Source organism: Bacillus sp. AP8, assembly GCF_000321185.1.
Taxonomy (GTDB): Bacteria; Bacillota; Bacilli; order Bacillales; family DSM-1321; genus Bacillus_AD; species Bacillus_AD massilioanorexius.
In genome coordinates, this window is sequence record NZ_CAPG01000027.1 from 1 (window position 1) to 14,542 (window position 14,542).

Annotated in this window: 16 protein-coding genes and 1 tRNA gene; 13 read left to right on the forward strand and 4 right to left on the reverse strand. The window is 34.5% G+C overall.

Features of this window, described 5'->3' with window-relative positions; translation table 11 throughout:
• Nucleotides 1–17: 17 nt before the first annotated feature.
• Complete coding sequence (locus BN349_RS04675) at nucleotides 18–203, reverse strand: hypothetical protein (RefSeq protein ID WP_019241116.1); 186 nt, start codon at nucleotides 201–203, stop codon at nucleotides 18–20.
• A gap of 416 nt (nucleotides 204–619) precedes the next feature.
• Nucleotides 620–692 (reverse strand) — tRNA-Lys (locus BN349_RS04680).
• Between the two features lie 286 nt (nucleotides 693–978).
• On the opposite strand from BN349_RS04680, the gene mobA reads away from it, so the two are divergent.
• The 5 genes from mobA to BN349_RS04705 all read left to right on the forward strand — a co-directional run bounded on the left by mobA (nucleotide 979) and on the right by BN349_RS04705 (nucleotide 4,004).
• Complete coding sequence (gene mobA, locus BN349_RS23350; RefSeq protein ID WP_019241117.1) at nucleotides 979–1,590, forward strand: molybdenum cofactor guanylyltransferase; 612 nt, start codon at nucleotides 979–981, stop codon at nucleotides 1,588–1,590.
• Between the two features lie 148 nt (nucleotides 1,591–1,738).
• Nucleotides 1,739–2,203 carry a molybdenum cofactor biosynthesis protein MoaE gene (locus BN349_RS04690; RefSeq protein WP_019241118.1) on the forward strand — a complete coding sequence of 155 codons (465 nt, stop codon included), beginning with the start codon at nucleotides 1,739–1,741 and terminating at the stop codon, nucleotides 2,201–2,203.
• Entirely contained in the window at nucleotides 2,196–2,432 is a 237-nt protein-coding gene (gene moaD, locus BN349_RS04695; RefSeq protein ID WP_019241119.1) for a molybdopterin converting factor subunit 1, read from the forward strand. The genes BN349_RS04690 and moaD overlap by 8 nt, the downstream gene beginning before the upstream one ends.
• Nucleotides 2,433–2,437: 5 nt before the next feature.
• The gene (locus tag BN349_RS04700; RefSeq protein ID WP_019241120.1) at nucleotides 2,438–3,457 is read left to right on the forward strand and encodes a MoeB/ThiF family adenylyltransferase; all 1,020 of its coding nucleotides are present in this window, start codon (nucleotides 2,438–2,440) and stop codon (nucleotides 3,455–3,457) included.
• Nucleotides 3,458–3,488: 31 nt separating this feature from the next.
• Nucleotides 3,489–4,004: a MogA/MoaB family molybdenum cofactor biosynthesis protein gene (locus BN349_RS04705; RefSeq protein WP_019241121.1), complete on the forward strand. Its 516-nt coding sequence runs from the start codon at nucleotides 3,489–3,491 to the stop codon at nucleotides 4,002–4,004.
• A 281-nt stretch (nucleotides 4,005–4,285) separates the two neighbouring features.
• Here the strand turns inward: BN349_RS04705 and moaC are convergent, their stop codons facing one another.
• Nucleotides 4,286–4,777: a cyclic pyranopterin monophosphate synthase MoaC gene (moaC, locus tag BN349_RS04710; protein WP_019241122.1), complete on the reverse strand. Its 492-nt coding sequence runs from the start codon at nucleotides 4,775–4,777 to the stop codon at nucleotides 4,286–4,288.
• 216 nt (nucleotides 4,778–4,993) lie between these two features.
• Between moaC and BN349_RS04715 the strand changes: the two genes are divergently transcribed.
• The 3 genes from BN349_RS04715 (at nucleotide 4,994) to moaA (ending at nucleotide 7,885) form a co-directional block, all read left to right on the forward strand.
• Nucleotides 4,994–6,250, forward strand: coding sequence for a molybdopterin molybdotransferase MoeA (locus BN349_RS04715; RefSeq protein ID WP_019241123.1), 1,257 nt, complete (start codon nucleotides 4,994–4,996; stop codon nucleotides 6,248–6,250).
• Nucleotides 6,238–6,741 carry a molybdopterin-guanine dinucleotide biosynthesis protein B gene (gene mobB / locus BN349_RS04720; protein WP_019241124.1) on the forward strand — a complete coding sequence of 168 codons (504 nt, stop codon included), beginning with the start codon at nucleotides 6,238–6,240 and terminating at the stop codon, nucleotides 6,739–6,741. Before BN349_RS04715 ends, mobB begins: the two co-directional genes overlap by 13 nt.
• A 127-nt stretch (nucleotides 6,742–6,868) precedes the next feature.
• The gene (moaA, locus tag BN349_RS04725; protein WP_019241125.1) at nucleotides 6,869–7,885 is read left to right on the forward strand and encodes a GTP 3',8-cyclase MoaA; all 1,017 of its coding nucleotides are present in this window, start codon (nucleotides 6,869–6,871) and stop codon (nucleotides 7,883–7,885) included.
• Between the two features lie 184 nt (nucleotides 7,886–8,069).
• Here moaA and BN349_RS04730 read toward each other — a convergent pair whose 3' ends face one another.
• A complete protein-coding gene (locus BN349_RS04730; protein ID WP_019241126.1) occupies nucleotides 8,070–9,476 on the reverse strand; it encodes an MDR family MFS transporter in 1,407 nt (468 codons plus the stop codon).
• 526 nt (nucleotides 9,477–10,002) lie between these two features.
• Here BN349_RS04730 and BN349_RS04735 point away from each other — a divergent pair.
• From BN349_RS04735 to BN349_RS04755, 5 genes are read left to right on the forward strand one after another with little or no spacing between them, the layout of a single operon-like run.
• Nucleotides 10,003–10,272 carry a hypothetical protein gene (locus BN349_RS04735; RefSeq protein ID WP_019241127.1) on the forward strand — a complete coding sequence of 90 codons (270 nt, stop codon included), beginning with the start codon at nucleotides 10,003–10,005 and terminating at the stop codon, nucleotides 10,270–10,272.
• A gap of 41 nt (nucleotides 10,273–10,313) precedes the next feature.
• A complete protein-coding gene (locus BN349_RS24750; protein WP_222860256.1) occupies nucleotides 10,314–10,931 on the forward strand; it encodes a TorD/DmsD family molecular chaperone in 618 nt (205 codons plus the stop codon).
• Entirely contained in the window at nucleotides 10,931–13,126 is a 2,196-nt protein-coding gene (locus tag BN349_RS04745) for a molybdopterin-dependent oxidoreductase (protein ID WP_019241129.1), read from the forward strand. The genes BN349_RS24750 and BN349_RS04745 overlap by 1 nt, the downstream gene beginning before the upstream one ends.
• Before the next feature lie 10 nt (nucleotides 13,127–13,136).
• Nucleotides 13,137–13,712, forward strand: a complete 576-nt coding sequence (locus tag BN349_RS04750) for a 4Fe-4S dicluster domain-containing protein (RefSeq protein ID WP_232423516.1) — start codon at nucleotides 13,137–13,139, stop codon at nucleotides 13,710–13,712.
• Nucleotides 13,712–14,515, forward strand: coding sequence for a dimethyl sulfoxide reductase anchor subunit family protein (locus BN349_RS04755; protein WP_019241131.1), 804 nt, complete (start codon nucleotides 13,712–13,714; stop codon nucleotides 14,513–14,515). The genes BN349_RS04750 and BN349_RS04755 overlap by 1 nt, the downstream gene beginning before the upstream one ends.
• Nucleotides 14,516–14,542 lie beyond the last annotated feature (27 nt).

Below are 14,542 nucleotides of genomic sequence, written 5' to 3' on the forward strand. Positions count from 1 at the left end.
ATTTTTTAGAAGTTATGTTAAGCATTGACACGATCTTCATGTGCGTCATCCATAGTTAAAGCCATAAAAACAGTTAATGCTACAAACCCTACAAAGAATGTACCAAAAGATTGAATAAGACTTCCACTACCCCACGCATCAAAACTAAATTTAAAAGCGACAATCAATAATAGTAAAGAAAGGATTTTGCTAGCTAATTTCATGAGAATCACCCTTTTATAATTTTTTTAAAATATTTAATATTTCTAATTGATGATTTTATTATAACCCAAAACGAGTGAAATGTGTACAATTTGTGACTCGTTTTTGAATATTTTTTTAAAATAGAAAAGTGTCACGTAAAATTCATTGAATTTTGGAGCGTTTTTGCTTTCTTTTTTCTCGTATTGTGATAAGAAAATAGGGAGCTTTTATTATTTACTTGTTTGAAATCTTTTACTTAATGTAAATTTTCTAAAGCGGATAGTGAAGTATTGCACAATTCTATGAAGAATTAGCTTTATAAAAATATGAATTGTATTACGATTTCTGTGAAAAAAGATAGAAGTTAATATATGTAAAAACATTAGGAGGAGTTCAAAATAAAAACCACAAAGATTAGTATCTTTGTGGTTTTGAATGGGTTGTGAGGGGATCGAACCCACGACCCGCTGATTAAGAGTCAGCTGCTCTACCAACTGAGCTAACAACCCGAAATACAATGTTATATTGATATATTTAATTATAACACTTAATTTAAATTTTTCAAACATTTTTAATTAAAATTATAAAAAGAAAATTCTTTAATGGGAATATATTGTTGGATAATAAAGAATACAAATAGAAACCTTGTAGCAAAAGTAGGCTATAATGAAGGGGATATCATTATCTAAACAAGTGGATTTAACATATCATTTCCTGAAATTATTGTTCGTTTCTTTTTTATGAAAAAGTCGAAATAATAATAACTTATATAGAATAAAGAGGTGTGAATTTAATATGGAATGTACCGCTATCATATTAGCTGGAGGAAAGTCCAGTAGAATGGGGAAAAATAAAGCATTACTAACTGTTTTTGATCAAACGAATATAGAAAATATTGTAAAGAAATGTCAGGAAGTTGCTTCGGAAGTATTGATTGTTACGAATGAATCTTCTCAATATGAATTTCTCAATGTCCCTTTGGTGAAGGATCGTTACAAAGACTGCGGGCCGTTGGCAGGATTAGAAGCAGGGTTGCAAGCTGCTAAATATGATAAATGTATGCTAATTGCTTGTGACATGCCATTTATCCAACCGAATATTATGGAAACACTTATTCGTAGTTTCGAGGATTTCGATGCTGTTGTGCCAAATATAGAAGGAAAGCTTCACCCACTGTTTGCTGCATATCGAAAGTCATGTATTCAACCAATTGAAAAAAGATTACATGACAGAAAGCATAAAATGAGAGAACTCTTTAATGATATTCAAGTGAAATTTATGACGGAGGAAGAATTATCATTAAATTTTAAAGATGCTAATTATGCCTTTTTTAATATGAATAGACCAGAAGAATATGAAGAGGCTAAAAATATGAAAGCGATCCTTGAACAAAAGGATAAAAAGTAAAGTATAGGCCTGTTTGTTATAATTTTGAACAACTTTAATAAAATTTCAGTTTATAAAATGAAGAATAGTATTTCTTTTCGTTTGGTTAAACGTTATTATAATATAATAGTTTTTGATATTTAAAAGAAATGAAGAAGGTGGACTTGAAATGAACTGCGAAATTACAAAAGAGCCAATTGATGTACAAAAATTAATTGATAAAGTTGTGAAAAGAGAAGCAGGAGCGATTACTACTTTCATTGGAACAGTAAGAGAATGGACAAGCGGTAAAAAAACAATGTATCTTGTTTATGAAGCTTATGTTCCGATGGCTGTAAAGAAATTAGAGCAGATTGTCTCAGAAGTGAAAGAACGATGGCCAGATGCGGAAATGGTCATTACTCATCGTATAGGAAAGCTTGAAATTACAGATATTGCTGTTGTAATCGCTGTTTCAACTCCACATCGACGTGATGCCTATGATGCAAATTCTTATGCTATAGAAAGAATTAAAGAAATTGTTCCTATCTGGAAGAAGGAGCATTGGGAAGATGGAGAAGAATGGATTGGTAATCAACAAGGTACAATTGAATATCCTTCAGGCAGACCAGAGGAGGAACATTTAAATGATTAACATCTTATTATTTACAAATTTAAAAGAGAAGTTCGGTAAAGATAACATGGAGTATAACGGAAACGGGAAAAGTATTTCTCAACTGAAAGAGCAACTGATCGCTGAATTTCAATTAGCTGAGGAATTGAAAGCTGTTATGGTAGCGGTAAATGAAGAGTTTGTTGATGAAGATTATATCCTTGTTGATGGAGATACTGTAGCATTCATTCCACCTGTTAGTGGGGGGTGATAGTAGTGAGTGAACGATATTCAAGACAAGAGCTATTCTCTTCAATCGGTGAGCGAGGTCAAGAGTTAATTCGTTCAAAGCATGTACTTGTAGTTGGAGCAGGAGCACTAGGATCAGCTAATTGTGAAATGCTAACTCGGGCTGGTGTTGGGAAGTTAACAATTATTGATCGAGATTATGTTGAGGAAAGTAATTTACAGCGTCAGCAATTATATACTGAAGAAGATGTATGGCAAAAGCTCCCAAAAGCTGAAGCGGCTAAGCGACATTTGAATAAAATAAATTCTGATGTTGTTATAGAAGCGATTGTTGCAGATGGTAATGCTATAACGTTAGAAAAACTTGTCAAAGAAGTAGACGTTGTTGTGGATGCAACAGATAACTTCGAAACACGTATGGTAATGAATGATTTGGCTCAAAAGTATAATAAACCATGGATATATGGTGCGTGTGTTGGAAGCAGTGGTATGAGCTTTACGATTATTCCAGGAGAAACCCCATGTTTGAGTTGTTTATTAACAACGCTTCCATTACAAGGAATGACTTGTGATACAAATGGAATTATTGCACCAGCTGTGACAATGGTAGTAGCACATCAAAATGTAGAAGTGTTGAAAATTCTGACAGAGAATTGGGATAAAGTTCGTACAGGCTTTGTTAGCTTTGATGTATGGAATAATGATTATAGAGTGATTAAAGCAAGTAAAATGAAAAAATCTACATGTTTATCATGTGGAGAAAATCGTACCTATCCTTTTCTACAAAAAGAGAATGCAACAAAAACAGCGGTTCTTTGTGGAAGGAATACCGTACAAATTCGACCTGCGCAAAATCGACAGCTTCAATTAAATAAACTTGCTATAGAGTTGAAAGCAGCAGGTTATGAAGTGAAAGCTAATCCATTTCTCGTTGCAATTGAACATCGTGGTGAAAGAATGGTCATTTTCCAAGATGGACGAGCGTTAGTACACGATACAAAAAATGAAGCCAAAGCTAAATCCTTTTATCAAAAAATATTAGGGTAAATGATTTAAACTGTATCGAATGGAGGATGTCATGAGCGTAATTGAGCATAAAAAAGAGGCGCCTAACAGTGTTAATGTGATGGTGATTACTGTTAGTGATACACGTGATAAAGCAACTGATCGAAGTGGTCAAACGATGATGCAATTGTTAGAAGAACAAGGTCATCATGTGACGAAGTATCGTATTGTTAAAGATGAGCAAGAGGAAATCCATTCAGCGTTAAAAGAGGGCTGTGAATCGCCAGAGGTTGATGTCATTATTACAAATGGCGGAACAGGAATATGTAAACGAGATGTTACAATCGAAACCGTAACGAAAATTTTGGATAAAGAAATGCCTGGTTACGGGGAAATCTTCCGCATGCTGAGTTATACAGAAGATATTGGTTCGGCTGCAATACTTTCAAGAGCTATTGCTGGTGTAGCAAAAGGAACGGTAATATTCTCGACTCCAGGATCAACAGGGGCTGTGAAATTAGCGATGAATAAGCTCATTTTACCGGAAATTACTCATGTTGTGAGAGAAGTAAGAAAAGATTTACAGTAAGTATTACAAAAGCAAGGAGACTATGTGAAAGTCATATATATGACTTTCACATAGTCTCTATTTTTTAATCCATTATTAATTCAGTTATTGGGGTCGAAATTAACTGAAGAGTTTAGAAATGATTGTGTATAGAATGAATAGCTCATCTGGATTTTAGATGCGTTATCTATTTCAAAGAGGCTATAAGGCTTTTTAGAATAAGAATATGTGAAGTATGAATACATTAACACAATCAGTGTGCCTTAGGGCACACTGATTAAAAGATAATCGAAAGCCAACCTTTACAGCTCTCTAATGTAGTCTCCGTTTTTACCGCCTGTTTTTTTCATGAGCATGGTAGGTCCTATAATCATATCTTTACCGCCAGCTTTACACATATCATATATAGTTAACGCTGTAGCTGCTGCGGCTGTTAATGCTTCCATTTCCACACCTGTTAATCCTTTTGTTTTTGCTTCTGCAAGGATTATTACCTCATAATGAGAAGTTGACTCATCAATCTTCCACTCAAAATTTATGTTCACGCCAGTTAAAGCAATTGGATGACACATTGGAATAATAGAGGAAGTTTGTTTAGCAGCCATAATTCCAGCTACTTGTGCTACTGCAAAGACGTCTCCTTTTTTATTTTTACCCTCAACGATTTGGTTATAGATGTTTTCATTGACGATGATAGAAGATTTTGCGATTGCAGTACGCTCTGTTTCATTTTTATAAGAGACGTCGACCATCTTTGCTCGACCTTGTTCGTTAAAATGTGTTAATTCGCTCATGAATAGCACCCTTTCAGTTCTTGGTTCTTTTGGTATAATGACAGTGATACATGATGATGTATAATAATGAATTGTAACATTAAGATATGGATTTATACAATTTCTTATTGAAAGAAATAAAACCTATATATTTTTGTGATATAATAATTTTTCGTATAAGTAGTATTGGAATCATTATAGTAGCTATACATGAATTACATAAGGAGTCGATTGTACATGGTAGAAAAAAGAAAACCTATTCCTGTTTCAGAAGCAATTCATAAATTAATGCAAAGAGTAAATGTTCTAGATACCGAAGTAGTTTCTTTATCAGATGCATACAACCGCATTTTAGCAGAATCTATATTGGCAAAACATGATATCCCACATTTTGACCGTTCGGCAATGGATGGCTTTGCTGTAAGAGCAGAGGATACAGTTGGTGCAACTGGGGACAATCGTATTTCTTTTAAAGTAGTTGATCATATTGGAGCAGGTCACGTTTCAAAAATTACTGTTGGAAAGAATGAGGCCGTGAGAATAATGACTGGTGCCGCGCTACCTGATGGAGCAGATACGGTCGTGATGTTCGAACAAGCACGTGAATTGGACGATACTTTTTCTGTACGCAAAACATTTGAAAAAGGCGAAAATGTTTCTTTTAAAGGAGAAGATGCTAAAATCGGTACAGAGCTTGCTAATCCAGGATCACTTATTCATCCAGGTGTGATTGCCTTACTCGCTACTTTGGGTTATGGCAAAGTTACTGTAAGTAAAAAGCCGGTTGTTGGTTTACTTTCTACAGGAACGGAACTACTTGATGTGAATGATGAATTAGAACCAGGTAAAATTAGAAATAGTAATGGCTGGATGATTGAGGCACAGCTCAAAAGAATGGGCATTGAATGCCGTTCTTATGGTATGCAATCGGATGATTTGGAAAGTTGTTATGAAACAGTTGTACAAGCTCTGAAAGAAACAGATTGCTTAATTACAACAGGTGGCGTTTCCGTAGGAGATTTTGATTTATTACCAGCTATATATGAACGTCTTGGAGCAGAAGTGTTGTTTAATAAAATTGCCATGAGACCAGGCAGTGTAACAACGGTTGCTGTTACTGAAAAACATATTTTATTCGGACTTTCAGGGAATCCATCAGCATGTTTTAGTGGTTTTGAATTACTAGTTCGACCTGTGTTATTAAAAATGATGGGTAGCACAAAGCCATACTTACCACAAACAAAAGCCGTTTTACAAGAAGACTTTGTGAAAGCAAACCCATTTACTCGTTTTATAAGAGCTACCTTTGAAAACACTACAGATGGTGCGATTGTGACACCAGCAGGATTTAACAAGTCGAATGCTGTATCATCTTTAGCGAAGTGTAATGCAATAATTGTTTTACCAAGTGGAACAAAAGGCTTCACTGCCGGAATAGAAGTAGATGTTTTATTATTAGGATATGAAGAAGGAGAAGCGGAGTGGAAGCTGTGAAGATTCTACAAATCGTAGGATATAAAAATAGTGGTAAAACGACGCTTATTGAAAAGTGGATTGAGTTGTTAAAAAAAGAAGATATACGTGTTTCGGTTATAAAGCACCATGGTCATGGAGGCCCTTTAGAAATGCCTTCAGATCAAACAGATAGCATGAAGTTTTTAAATAGAGGGGCAACTAGTTCTTTAGCTATTGGTAATGGTGTCGTACAAGTACATTTTCAAGATGATTTAGTATTTAAGCAATTATTAGCTATCTCTGCTTTTGCTGAACCAAATGTGATATTAGTTGAAGGGTTTAAAAATGAAAACGAACCAAAAGTAGTCATTGTTCGTTCAGCAGAAGATTGGAAAACGTTAAGAAAATTAGAAAACATACAACTTGTCATTGTGCATAATCAAATCGATATTAATGAAGAATATGTGGTAATGAATCGAAATAATCAAGCGGAAATAGATAGTTGGCTTGTGGAATACTTAACGAAGTAATGTTTTATAAACAAATCTATATATAGTGTTGTCTTGAAATGTTACCATAAACAATTACTTCACTGTATAATATGTAAAAAAGGCGAAAAACTTTTGAAAACAAATTAGTATTGAGGAGAAGAAGTACATGACGGTAAAGCCAATGATTGACCAACTAAAACGACCAATACATGATTTGCGTATTTCGGTAACAGATCGTTGTAACTTTAGATGTGCATATTGTATGCCTAAAGAAGTATTCGGAGACGATTTTGTCTTTATGCCTAAATCTGAATTACTTTCGTTTGAAGAGATGCACCGAATTTCAACGATATTTGCCTCATTAGGTGTTAAAAAACTACGTTTAACTGGTGGAGAACCATTGTTAAGACATAATCTAGAAGTTTTAATAGAAAAACTTATAAACATTGATGGGATTATTGATATAGGCTTAACAACAAATGCCGTATTATTAAAGAAAAAAGCAAAAGCACTCTATGATGCAGGATTGCGAAGACTGAATATTAGTTTAGATGCGTTAGAACCAAAAACATTTGGTGAGTTAAATGGAAGAGGAATTGAATCATCAATCATTTTGGAGAATATCGAGTACGCACAGCAGCTAGGGTTTGAAATAAAGGTGAATATGGTTGTGCAAAAAGGTATCAATGAGCAAGAAATTCTTCCCATGGTAGCTTATTTTAAAGAAAAAGGAATCACATTACGTTTTATTGAATTTATGGATGTTGGTAATGACAATGATTGGAGCTTTGAAAGGGTCGTTACATCAAAACAAATTTTAGAAATGCTTTCCGAAACATATAATTTATCTCCTGCTCACGAAAATTATTATGGAGAAGTGGCAAAACGTTATAAATTTGATGATTGTGATTCTGAAATTGGTTTTATTTCATCTGTGTCGGAATCATTCTGTTCATCTTGCACAAGAGGAAGACTATCGTCTGATGGTAAGTTTTATAAATGTTTATTTGCATCCGAAGGCTTTGATTTAAGAAAAATGCTTCGAGATGGGTCAACAGATGAAGAAATCATCCAAGCAATTAGACAAGTTTGGGAAGGTCGAACAGATCGTTACTCAGATGAAAGAACGGCTCAAACAGTGAAAAATCGTAAGAAAATTGGTATGTCTTATATTGGTGGTTAATAATACATTTTTCTTTTAGACGTAAAAATAAGGCGGAACACATAATAAACGTGCTACATCAGCGTTTATTAAAAAGTAAGAATACACATAAACCATAACATGTTCACTGGAAATAATACAATTTGAAGCGTAGAGGCGTCTAAAAAGGGATTGACAATCTCTTTTTAGACGCCTCTTTTTCATTTTATGCGGTTGTTTTTATTTCTTCTTTAGGTTTATCTTTTGGAATCCAAAATGCAAAAAACAAACTCACTAAGGAAAGTGCTGCTAAGATGATAAATATTCCGTGTAATCCATTTGCCAAAATAGTAGGAGGAACATCATTACCGCTACTTGCGTAAGAACTAATTTGTTGATTTAAATATGTTCCTAAAATCGCAACACCTAACGTTTGTCCTAATGTACGGAAAAAAGTATTAGATGAAGTAGCGACACCTCTTAAGCTCCAATCAACTGCTGATTGTACAATGATTGTGTAAATGGTCATGGACAAACCAAACCCAAGTCCAAGGATAAAAATAATAAAAAGAATAACCCAACTTGGTGTAGAAACAGAAATAGCCGTTAAGGAAAGTGAACCGAGGGCTAGTAGGATAATTCCAATAAATGATATAGGCTTAGGTCCATATTTAATCATTAAACGACTCCCGAGTGTCGCTCCAAGTGGCCAGCCAATTGACATCGGCATTAAAATCATACCAGAAAACATGGCTCCTTTTCCTAAAACTCCTTGTACCCATAAGGGAATATAAGCAGTGACACCAATCAGTATTCCACTTGCTAAAAATGAGACTAAGTTTGAAACAGATACTTCTCGATATTTAAATACTTTAAATGGTAGCATCGGTTCTGGATGTTTGATTTGAATAAAAATAAAGATAGCAAGAAACAAAATAGAAATGGCAAATAAAGTTAAGATGATGTTTGAACTCCAAGCGAATTCACTACCACCTGTGAGTAATGCTAATAGTAAAGCACTCGTTCCTAGAGTAAATGTTAAAGCTCCACCGTAATCAATTTTACGTTTTTGTTTGTCGATTTTTTCTTCAAGGTTTTTGGCAATTAGCCAAATTGTAATTAGACCAAAAGGGAGATTGATAAAGAAAATCCAATGCCAACTAATATAATCGACTAAGAAGCCTCCGAATAAAGGTCCGATAATCCCCGCAATTCCCCATATTGAACTAAACAGACCTTGTACTTTAGCTCGTTGTTCAAAGCTGAAAATATCTCCAATTATCGTGAATGTAATAGGTACGACAGCGCCTGCGCCAATACCTTGTATTGCTCGGAACAGAATTAATTGACCCATATTTTGTGAAAGTCCACATAATGCAGACCCAATCAAAAATAAAATTGTCCCAAATAAGAATACTTTTTTTCTTCCAAAAAGATCAGCTAATTTTCCATAAATAGGAGTAGTAACCGCTGATGTCAGTAAGTATACGGCAAAAACCCAACTTATCAACTCGATACCACCAAGCTTACTTACGATTGCAGGCATTGCTGTACTAATGATGGTTCCTTCTATCGCAGATAAAAAGGTTGCAATCATTAAGGCTATAGTTATTTTTTTTTGATAAGAATTCATCTGTAGCTATCCTCCTGAATAGTAGATGGAACAAAAAGTGAAAACTATATCATATAATTTATCCAATTCATCTCATCACTGAACTTGTAAACATATGGAATAGTTTAAGAAATATTCAGTAATTGGTCAATATAAAAACTGTTTAATATTATTTGTAAATGGTGGAGAGGAAAGAATTGTTTTTTATAAAGGTAAAAATTATGAAATGTACGATTATTTCCAAAAAGACTCTCCATTCATTTTGAAAATCAGTAAGGAACTAACATAATGTGGGAATGGCTGATGGATCATGGTGTAAAAGTGACAAGAAAATGACGATAACCCTTATCAATTAGAATGCAGAGGAATTGTTTTAAAATTTTGTTTACTTCAATAAAGCTTTTATATCAGTGTTTATTTAGTTTAAAAAAAGCAATGTGTAATTTTCTACATTTACATAGGGATAAAGATGTTCAATTTTACACTCTATATCTTAAAGTACCTTTGTTACAATCTGTATAGTGAAAACGTAAGGAGGGTTATTAAAATGAAAAGAATGATTACTTATATGATGTGTTTAATAGCTTCTTTCGCTATTTTAACAGGTTGTTCTGAAGAGAGTAATTCAAATGTTAATCCAGCAGTCGATAATGGCTCTGTAGACGATAATTACATCGGAGATCCGAATCCTGTTTTAGAAGAGAACTATAAACAAACACCGGCTGAGGCTAAACAATTAGAAGATCTAAAAAAACAGATTGAACAAGAAGAAAAAGTTGAAGAAGAAGAAAGTTCTGGTGGAGGACATATTCTATAAAAATCAATCGATTTGAAAAGGAAGTGGAAAACAAATTGAAAGTGAACGAAGAGAAAATTATACATCGACTTGCTTTATATATGTTTCTACAAAAATTTTATGCAGGACATTTAAATCAACTAGATTTGTCTAACTGGAAAGAGCTTTTCATTCATTTAAACAAAGATGTTCATTATTTCACAAGCTCTGAGATGTTAAAAGCGATGGAGTCGTTTGCCAAGCTTAAAGAGGAAGATCTTGAGGATTTATTATATGATTTTAATCGTCTGTTTGTTGGACCTAATAAACTAGAGGCATCACCATTTGAATCTTCTTATCGCAGCGAGGAACGTGCAGTATTACAATTCTATACGCTTGCTGTAAGACGTTCTTATGAAAGAGCAGGTTTAGTATTAGTAAAGAAAAACAATGAACCAGATGATCATCTTGCATATGAGCTTGAATTTATTTGTTATTTGCTTGAAAACGGCTTAGATGATGAGACATATCTAAAAATGCATGAAGCCTTTTTAAATAATCATTTATTTGAATGGATCCCAGCACATAGTGAACTAATTCGAAAACATACAACGAATCCTATAATAATAGGAATTTCTTATTTATTAGATGGATTATTAGACGTAGAAAAAAATGATGGACTTCTTAAGGAGGGAAAATAATGGGTAAATTTTCTAGACGTACCTTTCTAAAAGGATCTGCTACATTAGGAGCTCTAGTAGGATTAGGAACGACAACTTCTAGCTTTAATAAGGTAGATAAAAATAAAGCACTTGCTGCAGGAAAAACAAAGCAAGTGTATGGTACATGCCCAAGAAACTGTTATGATGCTTGTTCACTTGTTTCAACAGTAGAAGATGGAACAATCAAGTTTATTACAGGAAACAAAAATAATACGTATACAAATGGTCGTTTATGTGTGAAAGGATACACATATCCTAACTATGTATACTCACCAGACCGTATCAAATATCCAATGGTACAAAAGAAACGTGGATCAGGTAAGTGGGAGCGTATTTCATGGGATGAAGCCTATGAAATGATTGCTAAGAAAATCTTAGCCATTAAAGAAAAGCATGGTAGTACATTACCAATTTGTTTAAATAAATATTCTGGTAACCAAAACATCCTTGCAGATGCTGTCGGAGGAATGATGGCTAGCTGGGGATATACAACAAAAGCAACAGGTACACCTTGTTGGCCAGCAGGTATTGATTCTCAAACATTTGACTTTGGAACGGCACTTAATTCAGATCCAGAAACAATGGGTGAATCTAAACATTTAATTCTTTGGGGAGTAAATCCTGCCTGGACTTCTGTTCACTCGATGACTATTGTTCAACAAGCGAAAGAAAAAGGAACAAAGGTTGTAGTCATCGATCCAATTATGACAGATACAGCATCAAATGCTGATGAATTCATTCAAATCAAACCATCATCTGATGGTGCGTTAGCACTTGGTATGGCGAAATATATTTTAGATCATAATCTACAGGATACGGAATGGATGAAAAACAATTCGGTAGGTTATGAGGAGTACATGAATTATGTACGTAATAACATTACTTTAGAATGGGCAGCAGAAGAAACTGGTATACCAGTTCATGAAATTGAGCGCCTTGCACGTGAATATGCCGCAGCAAAACCTGCAGGTATTTGGATTGGTTATGGCTTACAAAGACATACGAATGGTGGAGCAACAGTTCGTGCTATCGATGCTTTAGTTGCATTAGCTGGAAACATTGGTATTTTAGGTGGCGGGGCTAACTACGCTATGCTAGATAGCTATATCTTTAATTATAATTGTGCATCTGCAGAGACTCCAAAAGGTAGTGGAGGAGAGGGAGATCGTACAATCAACATGAATAACTTCCCAGCTCAAGTTCTTGCTCTTAATAATGATCCAAACGCTATTCCTATTGAAATGCTTTGGGTAGCATGTCGTAACCCAATTGCTCAAGATCCAGAAACATCTGTATCTTTAAAAGCCTTTGATTCAATTGATTTTGTTGTAACAGCAGATCTTTGGTTTAATGAGACGGTTAATCAATCGGACTTAGTTCTACCAATTAGTTCTATTTTCGAAAATTGGGGAGCAACAGCAAGTTACTGGCACCATTGGATTAACATTAACGAGCCAGCAATTGAGCCATTGTATGAAACTAAAATGGATATCGAGATTGCGATGGGAATCTCGAAAAAGTTAAATGAATTACAACCAGGTTCTTGTACGTATCCAACAGATCTTACACCAAGAGAATGGCTTGAAAAAGAATTCTCTCAAGAAACTCTTCAATCATTAGGATTATCTAAATTTGAAGATTTCTTAGATAAGGGTGCAGCGAAAATAAAAGGCTATGACAAGCCATGGTCAGATGGTAAGTTTAGAACACCATCAGGTAAATTTGAATTCTCATCTAAATTATGTGCGGAATTTGGACATCATAATCTACCTGTTTATGTAGAAAAAGTGAAGGCGCCAAAAGAATATCCGATTCGTATGATGTCACCACACTTTAAATATGGCTTACACTCTCAATTCCAAAACCTTGAGTGGATGCAATCTATCAACAATGAACCGTTTGTAGAAATTCACCCTGAGCTTGCGAAGTCAAGAGGTATTAAAGATGGAGATATGGTACGCGTGAAAAATGATATTGGTTTCTTAGACTTGAGAGCTAAATTTACGATTACTGTTCCAAAAGATACAGTTGTTATTTATGAAGCTTGGTATAAGGATCAAAAATTTAACGTGAATTATTTAGTTAAAGCAACTCCATCTGATATGGGATTAAATGCAACTGGTCAAGCTGGATTAGCTTTCCATGATCAGTTTGTAACTGTTGAGAAACTGTAAGGAGGTTTAAATGATGGCAAAGAAAAAGGAAAGATTAGGTTTCCAAATTAACATGGATCGTTGTATTGGCTGTAATGCTTGTACAATTTCATGTAAAAGTTTTTACAATTTAGAGCCAAGCATCAATCGTCGATTTGTAAATGAGTTAAGTGAAATGTTAACAGGTACGCAAAAACGCTGTTATATTTCAACAGCTTGTAACCATTGTGATGAACCAGCTTGTGCGAAAGCATGTCCTACGGGAGCATATACAAAGCTTGAGAATGGTATTGTTAAACATAATCAAGATCGTTGTATTGGTTGTCAAATGTGTGGAACGGCATGTCCTTACGGAGTACCACAATTTGATACGGTTAAGAAGAAAATGGATAAATGTTCAATGTGTTCAGATCGTTTAGCAGAAGGTGAAGATACAATTTGTGTAGCATCTTGTCCAATGCAAGCTATTTCAATCATTGACTTAAATGCAATTAATGAAACTGAACTTGTTTCTGATGTAGAAGGATTCGTGGATTCAAGTATTACTGGCTCATCTACTCGTTTCAAATTACCAGAAACAACTACTGTCGTTAGAGGTGATGTATAATGGAACATAGTATGACTCTTGTTGTATTCACATTTCTTTCTCAATTAGCAATCGGTGCGTTTGCTGGATTCTTTTTCTTAGATGTAATGAAGAAATCTATTTCTAAGAAAACTAGTTTTATTGCATTGATTACGATTTTAGTAGTATCAGTTGTAGCGGTAATTGTTTCTGTTTTCCACTTAGGTCATCCGTTTGCGGCCTATAGAGCCATTTTAAATTTTGGTGATTCATGGTTAACAAGAGAAATTGTGTTCTTCCCTTCATTTATGTTATTTGTATTTATCTATGCATTTTTTGCAAAAACAGATGGGATGAAAAAAATCATTGGATGGATTACAGTGGCTCTTGGAGCGATTACGATTTTCTGTACAGCCATGATTTATACGATTCCAGCTATGCCGGCTTGGAATAATGGAACGACAACGGTTGCATTCTTTGTAACAGCTTTATTAGTAGGACCAGTTCTTGTTCAAGTGTTAGTTTCAGTTCTAGAAGGTAAGTTTGTTGACTTTACAGTCTTGACACTTGGTGCAGCTGTTGTAGCAATTGGATTAAATGTGATTAACTTGACAATCATGAACGGAAGTTTTCCAGCTGCAGTTGAAACTGCTTCATTATTAATGTCTAGCCCGCTATTCTGGGTAAAAATGGTATTGTTAGTAGTTGGTTTGGCGATTGCAGTTATTTCATTGGTTAATCGCAAGTTTAAATCTGTTACATTTGCATCTGCCATTTTGGTTTGCTTCATCGTAGCAGAATTTGTTGGAAGAATGTTATTCTATTCAACTGGAGTACATTTATAAAATTTTTCTAAAAAGCAGTAAGCCCTG